The sequence below is a fragment of the Rhizorhabdus argentea genome, from assembly GCF_037861105.1.
Lineage (GTDB): Bacteria > Pseudomonadota > Alphaproteobacteria > Sphingomonadales > Sphingomonadaceae > Rhizorhabdus > Rhizorhabdus argentea.
In genome coordinates this window covers 1-22,655 of sequence record NZ_JBANFK010000030.1, presented here as the reverse complement: position 1 = coordinate 22,655, position 22,655 = coordinate 1, and the positions used below count along the sequence as shown (strand labels likewise).

At 61.8% G+C, this 22,655-nt stretch carries 21 protein-coding genes; 14 read left to right on the top strand and 7 right to left on the bottom strand.

All coding sequences use genetic code 11. The annotated features are described in order from the left end of the window. The first annotated feature begins 70 nt into the window (after positions 1–70). The 4 genes from AAC645_RS18645 (at position 71) to AAC645_RS18630 (ending at position 3,790) form a co-directional block, all read left to right on the top strand. Positions 71–955: a TIGR03619 family F420-dependent LLM class oxidoreductase gene (locus AAC645_RS18645; RefSeq protein WP_340318085.1), complete on the top strand. Its 885-nt coding sequence runs from the start codon at positions 71–73 to the stop codon at positions 953–955. 261 nt (positions 956–1,216) lie between these two features. Further along, a complete protein-coding gene (locus AAC645_RS18640) occupies positions 1,217–1,723 on the top strand; it encodes an RNA polymerase sigma factor (RefSeq protein ID WP_340318084.1) in 507 nt (168 codons plus the stop codon). Further along, a complete protein-coding gene (locus tag AAC645_RS18635) occupies positions 1,723–2,721 on the top strand; it encodes a FecR family protein (RefSeq protein ID WP_340318083.1) in 999 nt (332 codons plus the stop codon). The genes AAC645_RS18640 and AAC645_RS18635 overlap by 1 nt, the downstream gene beginning before the upstream one ends. A 223-nt stretch (positions 2,722–2,944) precedes the next feature. Beyond that, positions 2,945–3,790: an alpha/beta fold hydrolase gene (locus AAC645_RS18630; RefSeq protein WP_340318082.1), complete on the top strand. Its 846-nt coding sequence runs from the start codon at positions 2,945–2,947 to the stop codon at positions 3,788–3,790. A 138-nt stretch (positions 3,791–3,928) separates the two neighbouring features. Here AAC645_RS18630 and AAC645_RS18625 read toward each other — a convergent pair whose 3' ends face one another. From AAC645_RS18625 to AAC645_RS18615, 3 genes are read right to left on the bottom strand one after another with little or no spacing between them, the layout of a single operon-like run. Continuing rightward, positions 3,929–5,224 (bottom strand): MFS transporter, encoded by a 1,296-nt coding sequence (locus tag AAC645_RS18625; protein WP_340318081.1) that lies wholly within the window; start codon positions 5,222–5,224, stop codon positions 3,929–3,931. Between the two features lie 22 nt (positions 5,225–5,246). Continuing rightward, entirely contained in the window at positions 5,247–6,002 is a 756-nt protein-coding gene (locus tag AAC645_RS18620; RefSeq protein ID WP_340318080.1) for a hypothetical protein, read from the bottom strand. A 44-nt stretch (positions 6,003–6,046) separates the two neighbouring features. Next, complete coding sequence (locus AAC645_RS18615) at positions 6,047–7,084, bottom strand: Gfo/Idh/MocA family protein (protein WP_340318079.1); 1,038 nt, start codon at positions 7,082–7,084, stop codon at positions 6,047–6,049. 273 nt (positions 7,085–7,357) lie between these two features. On the opposite strand from AAC645_RS18615, the gene AAC645_RS18610 reads away from it, so the two are divergent. The 6 genes from AAC645_RS18610 (at position 7,358) to AAC645_RS18585 (ending at position 14,876) form a co-directional block, all read left to right on the top strand. Further along, positions 7,358–9,571 (top strand): TonB-dependent receptor, encoded by a 2,214-nt coding sequence (locus AAC645_RS18610; RefSeq protein WP_340318078.1) that lies wholly within the window; start codon positions 7,358–7,360, stop codon positions 9,569–9,571. 79 nt (positions 9,572–9,650) lie between these two features. After that, entirely contained in the window at positions 9,651–10,508 is an 858-nt protein-coding gene (locus AAC645_RS18605) for a 3-keto-disaccharide hydrolase (protein ID WP_340318077.1), read from the top strand. Positions 10,509–10,524: 16 nt separating this feature from the next. After that, complete coding sequence (locus tag AAC645_RS18600; RefSeq protein ID WP_340318076.1) at positions 10,525–11,439, top strand: sugar phosphate isomerase/epimerase family protein; 915 nt, start codon at positions 10,525–10,527, stop codon at positions 11,437–11,439. Between the two features lie 70 nt (positions 11,440–11,509). After that, a complete protein-coding gene (locus AAC645_RS18595) occupies positions 11,510–12,658 on the top strand; it encodes a Gfo/Idh/MocA family protein (RefSeq protein WP_340318075.1) in 1,149 nt (382 codons plus the stop codon). Beyond that, the gene (locus AAC645_RS18590) at positions 12,655–13,719 is read left to right on the top strand and encodes a sugar phosphate isomerase/epimerase family protein (protein WP_340318074.1); all 1,065 of its coding nucleotides are present in this window, start codon (positions 12,655–12,657) and stop codon (positions 13,717–13,719) included. Before AAC645_RS18595 ends, AAC645_RS18590 begins: the two co-directional genes overlap by 4 nt. 140 nt (positions 13,720–13,859) lie before the next feature. Then, positions 13,860–14,876, top strand: coding sequence for a LacI family DNA-binding transcriptional regulator (locus AAC645_RS18585; protein WP_340318101.1), 1,017 nt, complete (start codon positions 13,860–13,862; stop codon positions 14,874–14,876). 176 nt (positions 14,877–15,052) lie between these two features. Here the strand turns inward: AAC645_RS18585 and AAC645_RS18580 are convergent, their stop codons facing one another. Continuing rightward, on the bottom strand, positions 15,053–15,517 hold the full coding sequence (locus AAC645_RS18580) for a MarR family winged helix-turn-helix transcriptional regulator (RefSeq protein ID WP_340318100.1): 465 nt from the start codon (positions 15,515–15,517) through the stop codon (positions 15,053–15,055). A 481-nt stretch (positions 15,518–15,998) separates the two neighbouring features. Between AAC645_RS18580 and AAC645_RS18575 the strand changes: the two genes are divergently transcribed. Together AAC645_RS18575 and AAC645_RS18570 are read left to right on the top strand one after the other, a co-directional pair. After that, positions 15,999–16,166, top strand: a complete 168-nt coding sequence (locus AAC645_RS18575) for a hypothetical protein (RefSeq protein ID WP_340318073.1) — start codon at positions 15,999–16,001, stop codon at positions 16,164–16,166. 46 nt (positions 16,167–16,212) lie between these two features. Beyond that, a complete protein-coding gene (locus AAC645_RS18570; protein ID WP_340318072.1) occupies positions 16,213–17,559 on the top strand; it encodes a serine hydrolase domain-containing protein in 1,347 nt (448 codons plus the stop codon). A gap of 138 nt (positions 17,560–17,697) precedes the next feature. Here AAC645_RS18570 and AAC645_RS18565 read toward each other — a convergent pair whose 3' ends face one another. Beyond that, entirely contained in the window at positions 17,698–18,078 is a 381-nt protein-coding gene (locus tag AAC645_RS18565) for a DUF427 domain-containing protein (protein ID WP_340318071.1), read from the bottom strand. Between the two features lie 97 nt (positions 18,079–18,175). Then, a complete protein-coding gene (locus tag AAC645_RS18560) occupies positions 18,176–20,314 on the bottom strand; it encodes a transglycosylase domain-containing protein (protein ID WP_340318070.1) in 2,139 nt (712 codons plus the stop codon). A gap of 132 nt (positions 20,315–20,446) precedes the next feature. On the opposite strand from AAC645_RS18560, the gene AAC645_RS18555 reads away from it, so the two are divergent. Continuing rightward, entirely contained in the window at positions 20,447–21,397 is a 951-nt protein-coding gene (locus AAC645_RS18555) for an NADPH-dependent F420 reductase (protein ID WP_340318069.1), read from the top strand. An 11-nt stretch (positions 21,398–21,408) separates the two neighbouring features. Beyond that, complete coding sequence (locus AAC645_RS18550; protein ID WP_340318068.1) at positions 21,409–22,311, top strand: DMT family transporter; 903 nt, start codon at positions 21,409–21,411, stop codon at positions 22,309–22,311. Between the two features lie 74 nt (positions 22,312–22,385). Here the strand turns inward: AAC645_RS18550 and AAC645_RS18545 are convergent. Further along, on the bottom strand, positions 22,386–22,655 hold a 270-nt coding region (locus tag AAC645_RS18545; protein WP_340318067.1), incomplete at its 5' end, for a P-loop NTPase family protein.

The following is a 22,655-nucleotide window of genomic DNA, read 5'->3' as shown; positions in this document are numbered from 1 at the left end:
CATTTTGGGCGGGGACGGGCGGCTGGTCCGACGGCGTAGACACACCTCTACAATTCAATAGGAGACACAAATGAGCAATAACGGCCCCGATATTGGTCTTACTACCGCTTGCACAAAGGATACCATTGCGCCGCCCCTTCTCGGGCAGTGGGCGGAAGCCAACGGCTTTGAATCGCTCTGGTTCGGCGAACATTCCCATATTCCTGTCAACCTGAAATCCCAGCGCCGCAGCTACAAGGAGGTGCCTGAAAGCTTCAAGGAAATGTACGATCCGCTCCTTTCTCACATGGCCGTAGCGGCGGTGACGAAGACGCTGAAGCTGGGCACCTCCATTTCGATCATCACGGAGCACCACCCGATCAGCCTGGCGACCAGGATCGCAACACTCGATTATTTTTCGGGCGGTCGCTTCATCCTTGGCGCGGGTGCCGGCTGGAGCGCGGAAGAAATGGCCGATTATGGCATTGCGTTCGAAGACCGCTGGAAATGGGTGCGCGAATGCGTTCTGGCGATGCGCCAAATCTGGGGCAACGAAATTGCCGAGTTCGACGGCGAAATGGTCAAGTTCCCGCCGATGTATTGTGGACCCAAACCCGTGAAGGGCGGCAAGCTGCCTGTCCTGATCGGCGCTTACACCAAATACGCCTTCCCCCGCATTGCTGAATATGGCGACGGGTGGATACCGGTTGACCAGAATGATGCGATGCCGGCTGCCGTGGCCGATCTCCGCGAATATATGACGAGCAAGGGACGCTCCTTCGAAGAGCTCGATCATACGGTCATCACTCACCACCTGGGTCTGTTCGACGGGGACCCCGATCGCCTCAAGCGGCGGATCGAGGAACTGCACGCGATGGGCTTCAATCGCGTGCTGCTGCAGCTTCCCGCTGAAGGTGCCGACGCCCAGTGGCGGACGCTGGAAAGCCTGCACAAGGTCGCACAGGCGTTCGCCTAGGGCGGCTGCGACCGCATGCTGGCTGGAGCGCTTCCGATGTTCCAGCCAGCAGCCAGGCTAAAGCGTCGCGCTGATGTTGTGAATCGAGGGATTACGAACCCGTTGACGCGGCAGGAGGGTGACTATTGGCCGGATGACCTCCCGATGAGAAGGTTCGGCTGCTGAACCTGCCAGTTACCAAAGATGTAGCTTTTTCGCTGTCCCTTGAGCTGTCTGATGCGTATTCATCTATGTGCTACAACTCAAGAGGGTGGGCGCCAAATGGCTGCAGTCAAGGATGTCGATTGTCAGGTCGACCTGTACCGACGTTGGCGTTCACCACTGATGGCTTTTTTTCGCCGTAGGGTCGACAACCAGGCGGAGGCCGAAGACCTGACTCAGGAGGTTTTCGTGCGGATTTTGAGAAGCACTGACGGGACGGTCGCAGCGGACGTCTATGTTTTCCAGATCGCGGCTAACCTCCTGTCCGACCGGAGTCGGCGCACAAGAGTGCGAAACCGGTTTCGCGACCAGATATTGATGGATACGGATCGGGATATCGAGCCGATCGATCCCCAGCGTATTGCAGCGAGCCGCGAGCGAATGAGGGCTTTCACCAGCGCCGTATCCGAATTGCCCGATCGTACACGCACTATATTCATTCTCTATAAGTTAGAAAATATGAGCCAGGAGGCGATCGGGAGAACCTATGGCATTTCGGCCAGCGCCGTGAAGCAGCATGTTGCGAAGGCAATGGCAGTTCTGCTCTCGAAAATGAGAGACGCGTGATGAGTATGCTGAGCATGGAGCTGTTGCCTACTCGGGACGAGCAGGCGGCAATTTGGTATCTGAGCATCATCGAAGAACCGCTTTCAGACGATGACCAGAAATCCTTCGAGATCTGGTTGTCCGATCCCGATAATTTGAAGGCGTTCGACGAGGTAGCCCAGTTATGGAATGACGCCGATCACGCTTCTGAAATGACGGAGATAATCCAGTTGCGCTTGGCCGCGTTGAAGGACTTCCATGTCTGCCAACCTCGGGCAAGGCGTCTTTCGGGACCGGTGTATCTGTGGGGATCGATTGCTGCGATGTTGCTCGCCATCATCGGCTCGGCCACCATATTTTTGTACCAACCAGTGCAACTGTATCGGACGGGCATCGGTGGAGGCAGGGTTGTCATGCTGGATGACGGTTCCACGCTGGCCCTGGACGCGGACACCGAGGTTGCGGTGCGGCTGGGTCGCAACCGGCGCGATTTGACGCTGACGCATGGCCGCGCCCAGTTCGACGTCGCCAAGGATCCGCTGCGCCCCTTTACCGTCGCAGCCGCCGGAAAAATGGTGGTGGCGACGGGCACCTCATTCAGCGTCGAACTGTTGCGCAATGAATTCCTGGCCACCTTGTATCAAGGCCATGTCGCGGCTCTGAACGTAAAGGACGAAACGTCTCTGATAGCGCACCCGCTTCTGCCCGGGCAGCAATTGACCGTATCGCTGGGCGATAACGCAAAGACCGTCGTCACCTCAGTCGATCCAGCGAGCGCGATGGCCTGGAGAACCGGTCAACTCAGCTTCGATAACGAGCCTATCGCCAGCGCGGTAGAGCGCATGAACCGGTACAGTCGCAAGAGGCTTGTTATTGCCAGCTCGGTAACCGGTCTGCGCGTCAACGGAGTTTTCGAAGCAGGTGATTCAGATGCTTTTGTCGAAGCAGTCACCGCGCTGAGCCCATTGCAGGCGGTATATGGCAAGGGACAGATCACATTTGTCAAAAAACAGGATTGACAAATTGGCAGGATGCCGCCCGCACCGCATCCTACGCTCTGCGATTTGGATCTTCCGGCGCAGGACCTTGGCAGTGCTCGACCAGGTTAAACCGGCGCCGCACTAGATTATTCTTTGGTTTCTACATTTTCGAAGTCGTCAGATGATTCCACCTGACTGAAAATACTTCAAGCTCACTTACGAGCATAATGTGCTCTGAGATAAATGGAGAGGATTGGAACATATGCCTCGTGTCGATGTGAACCGGATGTCCTTCTATTACGAGGAGGATGATTTCACCGATCCATGGCGGGAGGAAGAAACGGTATTTATCCAGCACGGGTTCGGACGAAGCTCGCGATTTTTCTACCACTGGGTGCCAGCCCTGGCACGGGATTATAAAGTCATCCGCAGGGATATGCGGGGTCACGGTCTGTCGGACGATCCCCCGCCGGGCAAATGGACTATCGACCAGCTCGTCGACGATATTGTCGGGTTCTTCGATGCCCTGAAGCTGGACAAGGTCCACTATGTGGGTGAATCGGCAGGCGGTGTGATGGGCGTCGCGCTGGCGGCTAGATATCCCGACCGACTGAAGTCGCTTACGCTCATGTCGACCCCCATCACCGATCCCACGCGCGGCTCGGGGAAGATGGACTTTAGCAATCTTGCCGACACGATCAGCAGCATGACGATCGAGGACTTTACCGACGTTATTCTCAAGGGGCGCGCGATCGTCGCGGTCAGCGAAGGGCATGAACGCTGGATGCGTGCTGAATGGGCCAAGAACCGCACCGAGTCGCTCACCGGGATGGCGCGCCTGTTCCCCGAGGTCGACCTGGCCCCGGTGTTCCCCACGCTCCGCGTCCCGGTCCTTCTCCTCTCCCCAGCCAACAGCCACACAACCACTCTCGACGATCAGAAGACCATCCATTCGCTGACCCCGGGCTCGCGCATGGAGATCATCGACGGCAAAGGTCATGAAATCTACTTCGAAAAGGCGGACGAGTGCCTCGCGGCTTTCACGCAATTCCTCGCCTCGATGAAGAAGGATGCTCGCTTAGATGTTTCGGCTGACGTGACCCCCTGATTTCCCTTCAAGATTGACGACGAAGCGGAACCGGTTGACGCAAGAGCAGGTTATCGGGTGCCGAAGAGGCTGAGCTGGGCGCTGGCGCAGGGTCATCTTGCAAACATGCTGATAAGGCAAAGCGACTGGCCATTGATTTCATCGCGATTTACGGATCGGCAGCACCGCGGAGGCGCCTATCACCCCGAAGATCGAGGCGGCGATGAACACCGCCGGATAGTTCGGGGCCTGCGCGGCGCCGATGGCGAGGAACAGCGGCGCGGCCGCTGGCGCGAGCGATTGCGGCAGGCTGTTGGCGATCTGCATCACCGCCATGTCCTTGGCCGCGTCGTCCGGGTCGGGCAGGACGGCGACACACAGGGCGATGTCGACGGCAGAGTAGACGGCGATGCCTGTGCCGTAGATCGCCGCGCAGACCAGGAACTGGCCGAACGTCGTCGCTCCGCCGATTGCCAGCAAGCCCGCCGAGGCAACGATGCCGGCGAAGAACACCAGCGGCTTGCGCCGGCCCAGCCGGTCCGAGAACCAGCCGCTGATGGGCGTAAGGATCAGCGTCAACATGGTGGTCACCAGCGTGCAGAGGAACATCATGTGCAAGACCGCGTCCTTGGAGACCCCGATACGGTCGGTCAGGAAATAGAGTTGGTAGGTCATGAAGAAGGCACTGGCGAAGAATAACAAGAAGCGGCTGACGAACGCCCACGCAAAATCGGGATAGCGTATTGGGTTGACCCAGAAGGTTCGTACCAGATCGGCGGCAGAAAATGGCGGCATACTGGAGGCGGGTCGATCCCTGAACGACGCCATCAGGAAAGCGAGTGCGAACGGATAGGGAAGCCAGGGCACCAGGAACATCGCAAGGCTGTTGCCGCTCGTGAACTGGGTGATGAACGCCGCCGAGACAAAGGCCAGATTGGCGGTGATGCCCAGCAACGCCGACATCCTCCCTTGCTGGCTGGTGGGAACAACATCGGGCATCAACGCATTCAGCGGCGCCTGGCAGGCGTTGAAGCCGATCTGGCAGATCAGCCATCCGATGGCGAGGCCGAGCAGCCTCGTGCTGAGCGCCATCATCGACAGCCCCACCAACAGGGACAAGCAGCCGAGCGCCATCCATAATTTGCGCCGCCCGACGCGCGCCCTGGTTCGGTCCGAGATGGCGCCCCAGATCGGCGCCGCGACGAGCGCTCCGAAGGCGCCGATCGCAAGAATCGTGGAAAGATAGACGCCCTTCTCGGCGGCGCTGGCGATTTTGCTTACCTTGAGCGCGATGGTCATGATCACCGGCGTCAGGATCGCGAGCCAAGCGGTATATTGCGCGAGCGCGTAAGCGAACATGAACCGCTTCGAGACCGGCGAACGCGGGTCAGCCGGGAGCGCCGGGCCAAGGCCGGGCGCGCCGGCGGATATGGCTACCGTCTGCGGTTGATGCATGGCGCGATGTTCCCGGAGCTGGTCAGGTCAGTGCCAACGCACGGACGAGAGCAATGTCGGCGGCAAGCTCGCTGAGATCGTCGGCCGTCATCAGCGCCCGGGTCGGCAGTCCTCGTAAGACCGAGCGATGCGCGGTCTCGTATATCGTGGGAAGCTGCTGCCGGCCCTTCTCATCGACGACGAAAGCTATGGCAGGCCTCGCAGTGCCGGTGCCGAAGAGCGTCAGCTCCGCCGCAGCATCGGCTCCGCGCGCCTTCACATCCAGTCTTGCGGAAAGGGCGTCGCTCGTTGAGGCCAGTGCGCGAAGCGTCATCTCCGCGTTGTCGAACTCGCCGCTCAACGTCAGCATCGCGCCGCCTGGCACGGCGCAGACATCGCGGACGGCGAGGTCGCGGAACCCCAGTATGCGGGCAAGGCGAAGCTGTGCGAAGACCGCATGGACGAGGCTGCCTTCCGTCCGCGCGTGCATGTTGCAGACTCGGATCGCAGGCGGAAGCTGTTCCTTGAAGTGTGGCAGGATCGGATTGCCCGCAAAGGGTTCGGAAAGCGCTATCCTTGCGCCCGCCTCGCCGACCTGATCAGCGAGCGCCAGGATATGATCCGGCTCGTCCGGACCCGGATCGATCACTACAGTCCAGCCAGCTTCGTCGCGTACGCGTTGCGCCGCTCGACTCGCCCACGAGCCGGCTCCACCGGCGAGCCACACCGCCGCAGCGTTGTCTGCCCGCTGCCGCCCAAGCCGGAAGGAGTGCGGCAGGCTAGCCGCGAGAACGGTCAATAGGGCCTCCAGCTCTGGTTCGCCTGAAATCGTAAGGGGCTCGCTCACTTTTGGTTCTCCCTGGCCAGCAGAGCGCAGCTCTGCTCGGCGATGCTCAATGCAAAGCGGAAGTCCTCGACGAGCTGCGCGACCGGCGGAATAGCGACATCGTTGCCGCGGGCGAGATCGCGAACGAGCTCCCACTCGCCTTCATATCCGTTCCTCTCGAACGGGCCTAAGACGGTGGTACCTGCCGGCTCCGTGATCGTGGCGACCGCCGAGCCGGCATGCACGAACGAGGGCGGGAATTGGACATGGAGCGTCGCCGAGGGGGAGGTGACCTCCAGCTCCCAATCCGGCTGCCAGGAACCGCTGATGTAGCCGAACAGGTCCAGCACCCGGTCGCCGGCGTCGACGGTGATCCCGTAGCCGAAGGGCTCGAGCAGCGTGGCGGAGGTGACCCTGACCGGCGCACCTTCGGGAACGAACGCCCGCACCAGCGGAAGATCATGAATTGCCAGCTCCATGACACATTGGCGCATCAGAATTTGCGCGATGTCATCGCCAGCGAAGCTCGGGGGCATGCGGTCGCCGAGTTCGGTCGTCCATGCCTCGAACCTGTCATTGAAGGGCAGGGCGATGCTCGAGCGGATTGTCGTTGCATCCCGGACGAGTGAATCGAGCTTGCTTTGCGCCGCCGCCCAGGCGGGATCAAACATGTGCATCGCCCCCAGGAGAAGCGGCACGCCTGTCTCCTCGGCCGCTTGCTTGACGAGTCGCGCGTCCTCGGCCTCCGCCGCGAGCGGTTTCTCGCACAGGATCGCCCGCTTGCCCGCCCGCATGCCACGGATGATCTGCTCGGCATGGAAGCGGGCGGGGCTGCAGACAACGAGAACGTCGACCTCTTCATCGGCGAGCAGGTCATCAAATGTCTCCACCCTCCGAGCGCCGGTTTGTGCGGCAATCGACCCCGCGGTCTCCGCATCGACGTCCCAGACGGCCGCGACGTGGAAATCATTGCTCATCCGGGCAAGTGTCGGCACGTGGATCGTCTTGACCACGCCTCCCGCGCCGACGAAGCCGACGCCGATCCGCTCCGTCATCGAGCTTGCTCCCGTGCCGCTGCGCGCGTGGCCGGAATATGGAAATCGTTCGAACGGCGTTTCCAACGAGCTGATGGCAACTCCGGCACATGCCGGATGAAGTGTTGGGACGTTTGGGCCAAAGTCGCTCTCCTTAGGTGCCCGTGTCGAGCTTCTCTGATGCCGTATTGCGCATCTAAAAAAAATGTGCAACCTGACTAGTGCTACGTTTGTGCGCCGATTATGAAATCGGTTTCATACGATTCAAACCGGCACGAGGGAGGGGAGTAGATCATGAAGCATTTCCAAAGGCCCGCAGTCTCGCTGGCTGTCCTGCTGATCGGCACGGCGGCCGGAGCGCAGACCCCGGAGGCGGCGGCTACCGCGAGCGCCCAAGCCGACACGGGAGATATCGTCGTCACCGCGAGCCGCTACGAATCCCTCGCATCAAAGACGCCCATTTCGCTGACGGCGGTGAGCGGGGCTTCGCTGCGCACGGCAAACGTGACCAACCCGATGCGTCTCGCGGAAATCGTTCCAAGTCTCAACATCATTCGCAACGACGGCCTTCAGGTGACGCTCCGCGGCGTTTCGAGCGCCGACCGGACCGAGCGTGGCGACCCGTCGATACCGATCCTGCTCGACGGCGTTTACATCGCGCGCAGGCAGTTCACCGAGGTGAGCTTCTTCGACATCGCGCGCGTAGAGGTGCTCCGGGGTCCCCAGGGAACGCTCTATGGCCGCAACACCACCGGCGGCGTCGTCAACGTCATCACGAATAAACCCGTTCTCGAGTTCTCAGCCGGCGGAAACCTAGCGTACGGCAACTACGACACCATGCAAGCCGACGCGTTCGTCAACGTGCCGGTTTCGGACAAGATCGCGATCCGCGCTTCCGGCATTTTCGACAAGCGCGATTCCTATCTCATCCCCGCGTTCGATTCGCCCTTTACCGGCAAGCCCTTCAAGAAAAACATCGCCGGACGGCTCCAGGCGCTGTTCAATGTCAGCAATGACCTGAGCATCCTTCTGCGTACGGACTATGCCCGTCTGAAGGGGGATCCGAATGACGATGTATTGACGTCCAACTTCTTTACGTCGACTCGGCCCTATGGCGGTTCTCCGGGTGCCTTTGCCAGCTACGCCTTTGCCGACAGTTCGAAAAACCGCCGCACTGTCTACGCCCCCCGCACGCAACAAGGCCGCTCCAATAACGAATTCTACGGTTTCGAGGCAGAGATCAACTGGACACTCGGCGACAAGGTGCAGTTGACCTACATTCCCTCTCGCCGGGTCTTCAATACCGACCTCGCTCTCGAGGCAAACACGTCCGGCACGCCCACCGGAAACGTCCCACGCACCGACTTTGGTCATGGCATCCAGGACTCGCACGAGTTGCGCCTCGCCACGGTGGATACCGGGCCGCTCAAGGTCCAGGTCGGCGGCAATTATTTCCACGAAAAGTCCGACTTCAATCTGTGTCTCCAGAATCTGGGGGTGCCCTATCTCTGCTTTGCCCGGACCCCTACTATTCAGACCTCCTACGGCATCTTCGGCCAGGCAACCTACAGCTTGACCGACAGCCTGCGGGTGACGGGCGGTGCGCGCTATTCGCACGATGAGAAGAAGTTGACCGGTGGCGGAACGCGCCTGCAGCAGGGGCAGATCTACGACCCGCAGACGGATTCCGAATTTGCCAGCCGAGCGCACCACTCCTGGAGCAAGATAACGTGGCGTGCCGGGCTGGATTACGATCTCGACACCCGGACGTTGCTCTACGCTACTGTATCGACAGGCTATAAGGCGGGCAGCTTCAACGATGGCGCCGACGGCGTGACGCCCGACGATCAACTTTATTACAAGCCTGAGGTGCTGACGTCCTACGAGGTCGGCTTCAAGACGCGGACCGCGGACAATACACTGCGTCTGCAAGGATCCGCCTTCTACTATGACTATAAGGATCTGCAGCTCACATATATCGGCACGTTTCAAGGCGTAGGGGCAAGCATTACCACCAACGCAGGCAAGGCGCGGATCAAGGGCATCGAACTCGAGGGCGTGGCGGCGCCAAGCCCGCGCAACCGGCTGGACTTCAGCGTCAGCCTCCTGGATGCCAAATATGTCGAATATTTTCCACTCGGCGCGGGCACGCAGCCCTCGCTTAAGGGGTATCCCCTCGAACGGTCACCCAAGGTGACGATCACGGCCGGCTATACCTATACCCTGCCGCTCGCTGGTGCAGGTAATGTCCAGTTTGGCGTCCGCACCAGGATGAGCGCCAGCTACAACATGCTGATCCCGACGGCGCCGGTTACTTTCTACGTACAGCCGTCATTTACGAAGACGGATGCGACCGTGACCTACAATGCGCCAGATGACAGATTCTATGTACAGGGTTTTGTGTCGAATACCGAAAACACGGTAACGGTTAACTCCGTCTCCACTCTCAACAGCTCGACCGTCGGCGATCCGCGCGCCTACGGGATCAGAGTTGGGTTCCGGATCTGACCTCCGCGTGCGCGCCTCGATGCCCAGGGACGGGCGCGCACGTCCGCGAAGTGTCTCGGCAGTATCGGAAGGAAAAGTATTGAGCGTCTCATCTGCGGGCCGGGATCGCGGTCGCCCGCTATTCGATGGGCGGACGCTCGACGGCTGGCATAGCACGCCGCGCATCTATGGCGATATCTACCCTGGCGGGCCGAGCGTCGCATCCTTGCTGGTCGAGATGGGAATAGCGCCACCGGTCGAGCCGGAGAAGCACCCTGCTCGCTGGTATGTCGAGGACGGCCATATTGTCGGCGAGCAGAACGAGCCCGGTTGCGGTTATGGCGGCTATCTGGTCAGCGATGAGAGTTTCGGCGACTTCGAGCTCACGCTCGAGGCGCGGCCTGACTGGCCAGCCGACACTGGCATCATGGTTCGCCGCCGGCGAGACAGCTGGGCAGGCTTCCAGGTGCTGCTCGATCATCGCGAGTGCGGCGGCATCGGCGGCTTCTTCGGCAATGGTCTCGCCAGCTTCTCTGCCGTGCCCTTCGCCGTCCGCGCCCAACGGGACGCGCAAGGGTGCGTGATCGGACTGGTCGCAGATGACCCGGCAACCTCCACGGAACCCGTCACGCCGGAGAAGATCGCTCGTCTCTCTCACGCCGCCGACGTTTCCAGCTTCCTGCGCGTGTGGCGGTGGGATGACTGGAACAGCTTTCGGATACGCTGCGTTGGCGCATTACCGGTCATCACGACCTGGATCAACGACTTGAAGATCGCCGAGATCGACACTGCCACGCTAGTGTCGCCCGATTATGACCCGGATGCCGTCCGGGCGTTGCTCGGCGATCGCGGCCATATCGCCTTCGAAGTGCACGACAATGATCCCATCTTCGGTGAGGCCCGATGGGGTGTGGGGGCCAAATGCCGGTGGCGCAACATCCGGATCACGGACCTATAAACCTTTGGAGAATAATATGCCGTACGCAGCCGTTTCGAGCTTCAGCTTGCACAGCCGCCTCGGGCCACTCCACTTGGAGCGGCGCGATGAACAGGGCGTGATCCAGCCGATGATATTCGGTTTTCCGAAACAGCATAGCCTGGAAGAATTCGGCCAGATCGCGCATGACCAGCTGGGCGTGCAGGCGATTGAGCTTTGCCAGCTCCAGTTCGATGCCCAGGCCGAGACCGAGGCGCGGATTGATGAGCTGCGCGGCGCACTCGACCGCACCGGCGTCAAGGTGCTGACGATGCCGATCGACGTTGGCGATCTTACCACCGAGTCCGACGCATTCCGCGCCGACGACGTGGCCCGCATCGAGCGCTGGTTTGAGATCGCGCACCGCTTGGGCGCTGACTATGTCCGGGTTAATGCGGGTGCTCCGGTCGGTGGCGCGGGGCAGGCGTCGAAGGGAGCGGTCGGCGCGCTCCAACGTTTGTCGGACCGGGCCAAAACCTTGGGTATGATATTGCTTGTGGAAAATCATGGCGGCCTGAGTTCCGATCCCAATTTCATGCTGCAATTGCTTGATCAAGTCGGCCATGATCGGCTCGGGCTGCTCCTCGACCTAGGCAATTTCGAGCCTCTCATCAGCATCTCGCACGGCCGCTTCGCTGGCAATGAACCGCCCTCGGCGGGGATCGACATGTCGCGGCTTTACGAGAGCGTCGAGCAGCTGGCTCCCGTCGCCTCACTGGTCCATGCCAAGGCAATCGACCCCGCCTCCGACGGATCGCCGCTGCTCGATCTGCCAAAGGCGCTAGGTATCGTTGCGGCATCTGGCTACGCGGGCTCGGTCAGCGTCGAATGGGAGGGGCAGCTGGGCGATCCCTGGGAGCAGACTGCTGCGACGCTCGCCACCGTACGGTCGATCTTCCCTGCGCTCCACTGAGAACTTCTATATCATCCCGCCCCTCCGGCGGTGACGTATCGACCAGAAATTAGGCAGAGGTCTTATATTAATGATATCGCCCCCCCGGCCTATTCGTCTTGCTATATTCGGTGGCGGGCCCGGAGCATTCATCGGCGCGGTGCATTGGCGGGCGGCGATGCTTGACCGGAGGTTCGAACTAGTCGCGGGCGCCTTCAGTCGTGACTTGGCGCGTTCGGAGCAGCAGGGTCGCGATCTCCATCTCGCGCCCGATCGGGCCTATACGTCGGTCGATGCACTTGTCGCGGCCGAGACGCAGCGAAGCGACGGCGTGGAGGCGGTCGCTATTGCTACACCCAATGACAGCCATTTCGCGATCGCGGCCACAGCCTTGAAAGCCGGCCTCCACGTCATGTGCGACAAGCCTATGACCGCGACGCTCGGAGAAGCGCACGCACTCGCCGCTATCTTGGCGGACACTGACCGCGTCTATGCGCTGACCTACGCTTATACCGGATATGCTATGATCCGCGAAGCGAGGGCCCTGATCGCGTCTGGCGAGCTCGGCCGCATCCGCAAGATCGTAGTCACCTATCCGCAGGGCTGGCTCGCCGGGGCGATAGAGGCGGAGGTGGCCGGCGCCGCATGGCGCACCGATCCGTCTCGCGCCGGTATAGGCGGATGCATCGGCGACATCGGTGTCCATGCTTTCCAGCTTGTGGAATATGTCTCCGGGCTGCGTGTGGAGCGGCTTTGCGCCGACCTCTCACAGGTCGTCGCCGGGCGCAGGCTGGACGACGATTGCAACGTCCTGCTGCGCTTCCAGGGCGATGTCCCCGGCGTACTCATCGCCTCGCAGATCTCGCTTGGTGAACGCAACGGGCTGTCTCTCCGCATCTATGGCGAGGAGGCCTCGATCGTCTGGACGCACGACAGGCCCGAGGAGCTCATCCTGCTCCATTCCGACAATCGCCGCGAAACCCGCTTCGCGGGCAGTCCTGCAATCGGTGCGGCGGGCGCCTCCGCCACCCGCCTGCCGCCGGGGCACCCCGAGGGATTCTACGAGGCGTTCGCGACGCTCTACAGCGATTTCGCTGACGCGATCGGCGGGCGTCGCGACCTCCTCGATGATCAACTGCCCGGTATCGGCGATGGTTTGCGCTCGCTCGCGTTCGTCGAGATGGCCGTCCAGTCGACCCGCGATCGATGCTGGGTCACTATGGAACAGGGTGCAGCATGAAGACGATCAAGGGCCCGGCCATCTTCCTGGCCCAGTATGTTGGCGACACGGCGCCGTTCGACACGCTCGAGCATCTGGCTGAATGGGCCGGCGGGCTTGGCTACAAGGGCGTCCAGATCCCAGTCGATCCGCGACTGATCGACATCGCGACCGCGGCGGAGAGCAAGGGCTATTGCGACGATCTGCGCGGCCGGCTCGCGGCCTATGACGTCGAGCCGACTGAGCTGTCGACGCATCTGCAAGGACAGCTAGTCGCTGTGCATCCCGCCTATGACGCGCTGTTCGACGGTTTCGCTCCACCCGAAGTCCGCGGCCGGCCCGGTGCGCGGCAGGTCTGGGCTGTCGAGCAAATCAGCCTCGCTGCTCGCGCCAGCGCAAATCTCGGCCTTCAGGCGCATGCCACCTTTTCCGGCGCCCTGGCCTGGCCTTACCTATATCCCTGGCCGCAGCGTCCCGCGGGTCTGGTCGAGGAAGCCTTTGCCGAGCTGGCGCGGCGCTGGCGACCCATCCTCGATGGATTCGAAGAGGCCGGGGTCGATTGCGCGTTCGAGATCCATCCGGGCGAGGATCTTCACGACGGCGTCACCTTCGAGCGCTTCCTGGCCGCGGTGGATGATCACCCCCGCGCTTCGATCCTTTACGATCCGTCCCATCTCGCCCTGCAGGCCCTGGATTACCTCCAGTTCATCGACATCTACCATCCCCGCATCAAATGCTTCCACGTAAAGGATGCGGAGCTGCGCCCCAATGGCAGATCGGGTGTCTACGGCGGCTACCAAGAATGGGTTGATCGTCCCGGGCGGTTCCGCTCCCTTGGCGACGGCCAGATCGATTTCAAGAATATCTTCTCCAAGATGGCCCAGTACGACTTCCCCGGTTGGGCGGTGCTGGAATGGGAGTGCGCGCTTAAGGACCCCGAAGTAGGCGCGCGCGAGGGAGCGCTGTTCATCGCGGACCACATCATCAAGGTCACGCCCCGTTCCTTCGACGATTTCGCGGCGAGCACCGTGAATCGTTCCGTTCATCACAGCCTGCTCGGCCTGGCGGATCGACCTGGCTGAGATGATGCCGGCTGTCACTTCCCCGGCCGCAGATCGTTGAAGTTTCGTGCAACCCATAATCCGCACCCACCGTCGGGCCGCCTGGCCCGCTCCGCGATAAACGATTGGCAAGGCGCGCGATCTGCCCCTACGCTGAACCTATGGCGACGATTAAGGATGTATCTGAAATGGCGGGGGTGTCACGCGCCACAGTCTCGCGTGTGCTGATGCATCCTGAGCTCGTGGCGGAGCCGACCCGCGAACATGTCATGAGAGTCGTCCAGCGTCTCGATTATGCACCCCATTCGGTCGCGGCGAGCCTCCGGACCATGCGGACCAACAAGATCATTGTGACCGTTCCCAACATCGCCAATACTTTCTTCTCCAGCGTCATCCGCGGTGTGGAGGAGGCGGCGCACAAGGCTGGCTATTCGGTTCTGCTCGGGGACACGCGCGACGACCGAAAGCGCGAGGAGCAATATGGATTGATGCTCCTGCGGCGTGAGGCGGACGGCCTCATATTTCTGGGACACCGATTACCGCGTGTCCTCTGCGACGTGGTGGACAAGAAGGGTAGCCGCGCGCCTATTGTAAATGGCTGCGAATTCAGTCCCGATCTGAAGGTTTCCAGCGCGCATATCGACAACAGCGGCGCCGCGGTCATGGCGATGGAGTTCCTGTACGATCTGGGGCATCGCGACATCGCGTTACTGACCGGACCGCTCGACAGCCCCTTGAGCCGCGATCGCCTGTCAGGTGCAGAGGCGACGGCAAAAGCGCGTGGGCTCGCGGACCGCCTTCATCGATTACAGGGCGACTTCACGATGGAGTCCGGCCAGGCGATGGCCGCCGAACTGCTGCATCGCCAAGCGCCAGTGACCGCGCTGTTCTGTTTTAGCGACGAAATGGCGATCGGTGCGCTTGCAGCCTTGCGAAGTGCCGGAATTGCCTGTCCCGACCAGATCTCCATTATCGGCTTCGACGATATCCCGATGGCAAGCTTTGTCGAACCCTGCTTGACTACCATCCGCCAGCCGATGGAATTGATCGGACAGCGCACCGTTGAGCTGCTGCTCGGGATTTTGTCGCGCCGGCAGAGCTCGCCATTGTCGGTGACGCTTCCTCACCAGCTCATCGTCCGAAAAAGCGTCGCGCCGCCGCCGGATGCCCAGCGATGACGTGCCGAACCACCCTAAGATGCCATAATGGGCTGGCGTCTCGGGCCGTAGCCAGGTCAGCCGCCCTCCACGCGCGCGGACACAGCCCCGATGTCTTCGGTCGACAGGACAGACAAATTGATCGGCGACGGAGCGATTTCAGAGCGTTTTAACACCCGCTCGCGTATAGGTTCAGCCTAGCTCGAGCCCAGATTCATTCTGTGCCCGAGGAGGTTGCTGAGAGCAATGTCGAGCAGCGACGTCAGCTTGTCCATGTCCTCTACACTCATGCCCAGTATTGAACGTTGCGCCTCAAGATCGCCGAACAAACCCAATTTCTCCAGCACTAAATGGCCCTCTTTTGTAACGTGCAGGAGCCGGACACGGCGGTCGCCGGGGGCTAAACGTCGCTCGACCCAGTTGGATCGTTCGAGACGATCAATGGTCTGACCCGCGGCAACCGGACTGATTTCCAATATGTCGGCAATCTCCCGTTGATTAGCTCCTATATTGGCGCGGATGGTCCCGAGCATCTGCCATTGGGCCGCAGTGAGCGTATCTCCATTGGGCAGTGACATAGCGCGAGCGCGCTCATCAAACGCTCGAGTCAATAATTTCGTCATCGCGAAGATCTGGACGGCAAAATTTTGCCTGTCTGACATTGTCACACAAGCGTCTTCTGGAAGTGAACTCTGATCGAAATCCGCACTACGAGCCATTTGGGCAACCTACATCTGAGCCATTCGAGCATAGCGCCGCGTTGGTTAACCGCAACGGCGGCCGCACGCTTGCATCACCAAAACAGACAACACAATCATAAAGGCACTTCATTATGTGCTTGCCTTATGGAGTTTCTCGTAGCAGATTGCGCTCGGTCCTCATGTGGCCGAGCGTCTCGCAATGTTGTGTATCCCGCAAGCGCGCTTGATGTCGGAGAAGTGAGGCTAATGCCGGACGCCGGGACAATTGAGGAAGAGTATCTCTAGTCGGCGGGGCGAACTCCAGACTCGGCGGGGCGCCATATATGCTTTCTCGCCGGGGACAGCACGCCTGCGACAAGTCCAATACCGAAGGTGAGGAACATAAAAATTGGCGTTTCGGGGTAGGATATATTGGAAAGACCGCGATGGGAGTCTCTTCCTCGTGAACGCCTCGGGCTATGTCAGCTCGCCCGGCGAACAGATCTGCATCGGATTCTACTCGAACAACCTGCTCGATGAGAAATATGTGGCGGGGCGCAGCTCGGCCCAGCCACCCGGCCTCGGGTACACCGCCGGGATGCCGCAGCTACGGTCTGCGACTGGAATGTAGGTTTAAAACGCCATTTCTAATCACATACGTCATAGGACCTCCGCAAATGAACGACATATTCTCTCGAAGGCAAATTCTCGGCGGAGCGACCGCATTGCCGCTGGCGGCTGCCCTGCCGGCGGTCGCCCAGGTGGGACGGCAGAAATTGGACATGAAGAAGCTCGATGCCATCCCGGCGGCGTTGCAATCCTACATAGACCGTGGCGATCTGGCGGGCATCGTCACCATGATCGCGCACCGCGGGCAGATCGTCCAGGTCAATACATTGGGGATGCGGGACCTGGAAACACGCTCCCCGATGCAGCGCGACACCATTTTCCGGCTGGCATCGATGACCAAGCCGGTCACATCGGTAGCGGCGTTGATGCTGATCGAAGAGGGCAAGCTCAAGCTATCGGACCCGATCACCAAATGGATTCCGGAGCTGGCGAACCGGAGGGTGCTCCGCAAGTCCGATGGACCGCTCGACGATACCGTTCCGGCCACCCGCGACATCACGGTCGAGGATCTGATGACCCACCGGGCCGGCTTGGGCCTGGGACCAATCCTTACAGGTCCCATCGCGCAGGCCTATGATGCAGCGATCGGCAAGGCGATGATGTCCATGATGACAGCGGACCAGTTCCTGGCCGGACTGGGCACCCTGCCTCTTCTCGATCAGCCGGGCACGCGGATGCAATATGGCGTCGCGACCGACGTGTTGGGTTTCCTGATCGAGCGCGTCGACGGCAAGACGTTGCAGCAGGCGCTCAAGCATCGCCTGTTCGCGCCGCTCGACATGAAAGATACCGACTTTTGGGTCCCGCCGGAAAAGATCGACCGGCTCGCCTCGCTCTATCAGTTCGACGAGGCCAGGGGCGCGCTTGCAAAGACTCCCGGTTGGAGTGATGTCAGCAAGCCTCCGTTGCTCTTCATGGGTGCCAGCGCGCTCGTCTCGACGGCTGACGATTATATGACCTTTGCCCAGATGCTGCTGCGCAATGGCCAATCCGGTAAAGTGCGGATCCTGAAGCCGGAAACGGTGACGCTCATGCGCACCAACCGCCTCACCCCGGCGCAACGCCAGTTTCCCTTCATCGGCCTGCCGCTGTGGCGCGGCATGGGCTTTGGCCTCGGCGTAGCGACCGTGGAGGAGAGGCTCGCCACGAACATTTTCAACGGCAGCGTGGGGTCTTACAGCTGGCCGGGGGCATGGGGCACATGGTGGGAGAATGACCCGGTCGAAGATCTCACGATCATCTACATGATCCAGCAGAGCATGAAGCTCTCACCCAATGCGGGTGCCGTTCTCGCAGGCGGGCGCGGCGTCGCCTACAGGGAGGCTCTGCCTGCATTCGAACGCCTGGTCTACGACGCGGTCGGGTCACCCGCGCCGCTCGCCAAGCGCTACTGATCCTTGGCTGATGCGGCCGGAACTGCTGCCATAGTGGCAATCGCTCACGCGAGAGCGATGAAGAGGAGGGGCTGCACAGGTTCCAGCCAGCGCAAGCTGGTACGAGCCGACGCTTTCTTCGCCATGCAAGTCGGATGATCAGTCTGCTCTCTGCTCGATGGCATCGACACGATCGGGATAGAAGGCGAGGTGACCCTTTATCTCGGCTACGGCATCATGGGGCACCTCGTAGGTCCAGATCGCGTTTACCGAACGCTCGCCGCCGGCAGGGATGCTGAAGTAGGAGGCATCACCCTTGTACGGGCAGTAGCTGCCATGATTGGTCCGCTCCAGCGCTGTCATGTCGACGTCCTTGCGGGGGACATAATGGACGGGAGGGTAGCTCGCCTCGCTCAAAGTGAGAGCGTCGGTCGTGTTGGCGATCACCTTCCCGTCCAGGGTGACGACCACGCGGCGGGGATTGCGCTCGATCGTGATCGGATGATCGGGTCCCGGTATCTTGATGACTTTGTCGGACATGGGAAGTCTCCTGGAACGGGCATGAGGTTAAATAGGCGCAAGGCCCAAAGATTGAAGCCGGCCGAGACGTTCCGCCCGGGGTCTCGCGGAGAGCCGCCTACTCCTCTTCCGGAAAAAACAAGCCCTCGCGCTCCGCCTTGCGTCGCCGCAGCTCTTCCAGCCGCGCGCGGCGCTGCTCGCGCGCTTCGTCCTCGGCGGCGCCCCCGGCGTCGGGACCGGCCTCGTCCGGTCGCGCTTCGCGGTCTCCGCGCAGGAAGTCCGGCAATATCCCCTCGATGAAGCGCCCGATTGGCGAACCATCCTGTATGTCATCCGCCGCCTCGGCTGCCTCCAGCTCGGCGAGCTCGCGCTCCTCTGCCGCCACGCGCATCGCTGCCTGCCGCTGTTCGATCGCCGCCATCAGCGTCGGTGGCACGTCGAGGTCGCTCGCGCGCAGCTTGGCCGCGCCCATGAACCGCGCCCAGATCGCCGCGGGCAGGCTCCCGCCCGTTACCCCGCGCATCGGCGTATCATCGTCATTGCCCACCCAGACGCCGGTGATCAGCCCGCCCGCAAAGCCGACGAACAGCGCGTCGCGATGATTCTGCGTCGTCCCGGTCTTGCCGAAGCTGGGGATACCCAGCGCCGCGCCGCGTCCCGTACCCTGGTTGGTCGCGGTCCACAAAAGGTCGAGCATCGCTTCGCGCACGCGCGGATCAATCGCCTGCCCGCGCGCACGGGATGCGTTCGCCAACCCGGTTGCCTTCACCGGATATTGCCCGCTGGCGATCGCCGCATAGGCCGCTGTCAACTCGATCAAGGTCATACCCGACGTGCCGAGTGCCATCGATGGCCCTGGCGTGATCGGCGCGGTGATCCCGAGCCGCTTCGCCGCATCGGCGACCTTGCTCAGCCCCACTCGCTCGGCGATCCGCACCGCGGCGACATTGCTCGACTGCGCGAAGGCGCTACGCAGGGTGGTCGGCCCGCCATAATGCCTGCCATAATTTTGGGGGCTCCAGCCGTCGATCGTCAGCGGCGAATTTTCGACCAGCGTGTCGGGTGTCTCACCATCCTCGATAGCCGCGAGATAGACCGCCAGCTTGAACGCCGACCCCGGCTGACGCTGCGCCTGCGTCGCGCGATTATAGGGGCTCGCCTTGTAGCTCCGCCCACCGACCATCGCGACGACCTGGCCATCGGGCCGCATCGCCACCAGCGCCGCCTGCGTCGCATGCACCCCTTCGCCATAGCTGGTCAGCACAGACGTCAGCGCCTTGATCGCCGCCTGTTGCAAATTGCGGTCGAGCGTCGTGCCGATAGTGCGTTGTCTGCCTTTCCCGCTGACGCCGTCTTCCTCTGCCGCCGCTTCCGCTTGCGACGCTACCCAGTCGACGAAATAGGTACCGCCCGGCAGCTCGTCGGGCGCGAGCCGCGGCACCGCGAGCCGCACGCCGGCCACCTCGCTCGCAGGGATCATCTTCTCCTCGGCCATCGCCGCGATCACCAGCTTGGATCGCTCCTGCGCGGCCTTCAGGTTCACCGTCGGGTTGAGCCGGCTGGGCGCCTTGACCATCCCGGCCAGCATCGCCGCCTCTCCGACACTCAGTTTTTCCGGTGTCTTCTGGAAATAATGCCGCGCGGCGGCGCGCAGGCCATAGACGCCATCACCGAAATAGATCGTCGACAGATAGCGCGAAAGGATCTCGTCCTTGCTCAGCCAGGCATCGAGCCACAGCGCGAGAACCGCCTCCTGCACCTTGCGCGCGATCTTGCGGTCGGAGGAGAGGAAGGCGGTCTTGGCGAGTTGCTGCGTGATCGTCGAGCCCCCCTCGACCGTCTCGCCCGCGCGGAAATTATGCCAGAAGGCCCGCATCAGCCCGCGCGGATCGATCCCGATATGGTCGGCGAACCGCCGATCCTCGATCGCGATGAATGCTCCGCGCACGGGCAGCGGCAAGGCGGCGGCATCGACCGCAGCCTCCCCGGCGCCCCGCCGCGCGATCGGCGTGCCGTCGGCGGCAAGATAGACGAAGCTCGGCTTCTGCGGGGGCTGCATCGGGCCCCAAGGTGGCGCGACCCAGGTCGCCCAAAGGATCGCGAACGCGATGAGGGCAATGACGGCGAACCCGGACCACCTACCAATGCGGCGCCACGGCAGGCGACGCGACCCGCGCGGGCGCGGTGCGTCCGACGCCGGGTTGCCGCCGACGCCGCTTTCCGCAGCGGGCGCCACCGGCAAACGCCATGCGGCCAAAAGCCGCTCCAATCTGATCCGCAAGCCACCCATCGATATGCTGAACCCGTAGCGACGGAGAGCTTTCCGCACTTTGAACGGCGGTAATAGGTCGATGGAGGGAGCGAGGAAAGCCGCAGTTGGCAAAGGGACATGTGCGATGCCGGCCGATTACGTGCCCGTTCGCCCGGAGTGGTAAGGGAGCGAGACCGAGACGCCATTCGACAACGGGTTACCTCACCTCCATCGACTTCGAACTCGAAGCTGGGTAGCCCTAATGGGCCTATCTCGGTGTCCATCAAAACGATATCAGCTCACATCCTGCAAGCGAACGACCCTCCAGGACAAAGGACTAGAATCATGAAGATCGGCATTCTCGGCGTGGGCCACATCGGCAAGACTCTGGCCCAGAGACTGGCTCAAGCTGGCCACAGCGTGAAAGTGGCGAACTCGCGCGGCCCCGATACCATCGCACAGGACGTGCTCGCCTTTGGGGCGCAGGCGGTTACCACCGAAGAGGCGCTGGCTGACGTCGACGTCGTGATCCTCTCCATCCCTCTCAATCGCATCCCCGGCGTCGCGCCTCTGATCGCCACGCTTCCCGAAGAGACCGTGGTGATCGACACGTCCAACTACTATCCGTTGCGAGACGACAAGATCGAAGCCATCGAAGCTGGCCAGGTCGAAAGCCTGTGGGTTGTCGAACAACTCGGCCGCCCGATTGCCAAGGCATGGAATGCGATCGGGGCCGGCTCTCTCGCGAACAAGTCTACTCCAGCCGGAACCGCGGGCCGTATCGCCATTCCTGTCGCTGCGGACCGTGCGAAAGATCGTGAGGTTGCTCTCGCACTCGTCAACGACAGCGGCTTCGACGGATTCGATGCGGGATCGCTCGCCGACTCGTGGCATCAACAGCCAGGCGCTCCAGCTTACTGCACCGATCTCACACGAGAGGAGATGGGACCGGCACTCGCCGCCGCCGAGAAGGCACGTTTGCCGAAACGCCGCGATCTCAGTGTTGCGGTGATCCAAGAACGCCTTGGCGCGGGCACTAATCCCGACGCTGATTGGGGCGTAAGATTGGTCCGCGCGATCTACATGTAGGCAGCTGGGGAATGGCCCACGACACGCGCGGCGATACCAGTCTGATCCAAGTCGTCGGAACCCCCGCGCTGTTCGTGGTACTTTGGAGCACGGGGTTCATAGGCGCGAGGCTCGGCCTTCCCCACACCGGGCCACTTACGTTCTTGTCCCTGCGATACGCCCTGGCCGCAGGACTGCTCATGCTGGTTTCACTGGCCAGCCGGGCGCCGTGGCCATCGCGGCTGACGGAGGCCGGGCACTTCGCAGTCGCAGGGCTGCTCGTGCACGGCGTCTATCTCGGTGGCGTCTTCCTCGGCATCTCCATGGGAGTAGAGGCCGGTGTTTCGGCGGTGATTGTCGGGCTGCAGCCACTGCTCACTGCAGCACTTGCCGGCGTGCTGCTCGGCGAACGCGTGACACCACGCCAGTGGCTGGGGCTCGCGCTTGGCATGTCCGGTGTGACGCTCGTGCTGGCGGGCAAGATGGGTCAGGCCCCTGGCAGTCTGCTGGGCAGCATCGCCTGCGTTGCCGCCCTGATCGGTATCACGGTGGGTACGCTTTATCAGAAGCGGTTTTGCGCCGGCATGGATCTACGCACCGGCAGCGTTGTCCAGTTTGTGGCAGCGGGTCTAGCCACCGCCCCCTTGGCTTTCTGGTTCGAGGATATGCATGTCCAGTGGAGCGCAGAGTTTGCCTTCGCATTGCTCTGGCTCGTTCTCGTCCTTTCGCTCGGAGCGGTATCGCTGCTCTATGTCCTTATCCGGCGCGGCGCGGCGTCCAAAGTCGTCAGCCTCTTCTTCCTCGTCCCGCCATGCACGGCGTTGATCGCGTGGCCGCTGTTCGGTGAGACGCTGGGACTGCCGGCGCTAGCGGGGATGGCGATCACGGCGATCGGCGTGGCGCTGGCAAGCCGTCTGGACGCTGGCAAAGCATGATCCGGAGCGGACTGAACCTGTCATCCTGCTGCAAGCGGATGACAGGTCCTTTCCCCCAACGCCTGAAGCGGACCTTACGCGCTTTGCCGAGGCTGAAGGCCCCAACGGCTCGAAGACCCTGTCAGCACATCGGCCGCATCCTCGTGCATTTCCGGTGATGGATAATAATGGTTGGTGCTCCACTTCACGCCTTCCGCGTAAGCCGACATGCTTCCGCCGTCGACTTCGACCGGCTCGCCGGTGAACCGGCTGACGAGTTGATAGCCGTAATTGCGCGTGCTTCTGCACTCGACATAATCATCGAAGAGCGGCCGTATTTCATTTACGCTCGCCGAATTGACGAA

What these genes read in the sequence shown, in the direction of transcription:
- AAC645_RS18645 (WP_340318085.1), top strand. Translation starts at nt 71, where the DNA reads ATGAGCAATAACGGCCCCGATATTGGTCTTACTACCGCTTGCACAAAG.
- AAC645_RS18640 (WP_340318084.1), top strand. Translation starts at nt 1,217, where the DNA reads ATGGCTGCAGTCAAGGATGTCGATTGTCAGGTCGACCTGTACCGACGT.
- AAC645_RS18635 (WP_340318083.1), top strand. Translation starts at nt 1,723, where the DNA reads ATGAGTATGCTGAGCATGGAGCTGTTGCCTACTCGGGACGAGCAGGCG.
- AAC645_RS18630 (WP_340318082.1), top strand. Translation starts at nt 2,945, where the DNA reads ATGCCTCGTGTCGATGTGAACCGGATGTCCTTCTATTACGAGGAGGAT.
- AAC645_RS18625 (WP_340318081.1), bottom strand. Translation starts at nt 5,224, where the DNA reads ATGCATCAACCGCAGACGGTAGCCATATCCGCCGGCGCGCCCGGCCTT.
- AAC645_RS18615 (WP_340318079.1), bottom strand. Translation starts at nt 7,084, where the DNA reads ATGACGGAGCGGATCGGCGTCGGCTTCGTCGGCGCGGGAGGCGTGGTC.
- AAC645_RS18610 (WP_340318078.1), top strand. Translation starts at nt 7,358, where the DNA reads ATGAAGCATTTCCAAAGGCCCGCAGTCTCGCTGGCTGTCCTGCTGATC.
- AAC645_RS18600 (WP_340318076.1), top strand. Translation starts at nt 10,525, where the DNA reads ATGCCGTACGCAGCCGTTTCGAGCTTCAGCTTGCACAGCCGCCTCGGG.
- AAC645_RS18595 (WP_340318075.1), top strand. Translation starts at nt 11,510, where the DNA reads ATGATATCGCCCCCCCGGCCTATTCGTCTTGCTATATTCGGTGGCGGG.
- AAC645_RS18590 (WP_340318074.1), top strand. Translation starts at nt 12,655, where the DNA reads ATGAAGACGATCAAGGGCCCGGCCATCTTCCTGGCCCAGTATGTTGGC.
- AAC645_RS18585 (WP_340318101.1), top strand. Translation starts at nt 13,860, where the DNA reads ATGGCGACGATTAAGGATGTATCTGAAATGGCGGGGGTGTCACGCGCC.
- AAC645_RS18580 (WP_340318100.1), bottom strand. Translation starts at nt 15,517, where the DNA reads ATGTCAGACAGGCAAAATTTTGCCGTCCAGATCTTCGCGATGACGAAA.
- AAC645_RS18570 (WP_340318072.1), top strand. Translation starts at nt 16,213, where the DNA reads ATGAACGACATATTCTCTCGAAGGCAAATTCTCGGCGGAGCGACCGCA.
- AAC645_RS18565 (WP_340318071.1), bottom strand. Translation starts at nt 18,078, where the DNA reads ATGTCCGACAAAGTCATCAAGATACCGGGACCCGATCATCCGATCACG.
- AAC645_RS18555 (WP_340318069.1), top strand. Translation starts at nt 20,447, where the DNA reads ATGTGCGATGCCGGCCGATTACGTGCCCGTTCGCCCGGAGTGGTAAGG.
- AAC645_RS18550 (WP_340318068.1), top strand. Translation starts at nt 21,409, where the DNA reads ATGGCCCACGACACGCGCGGCGATACCAGTCTGATCCAAGTCGTCGGA.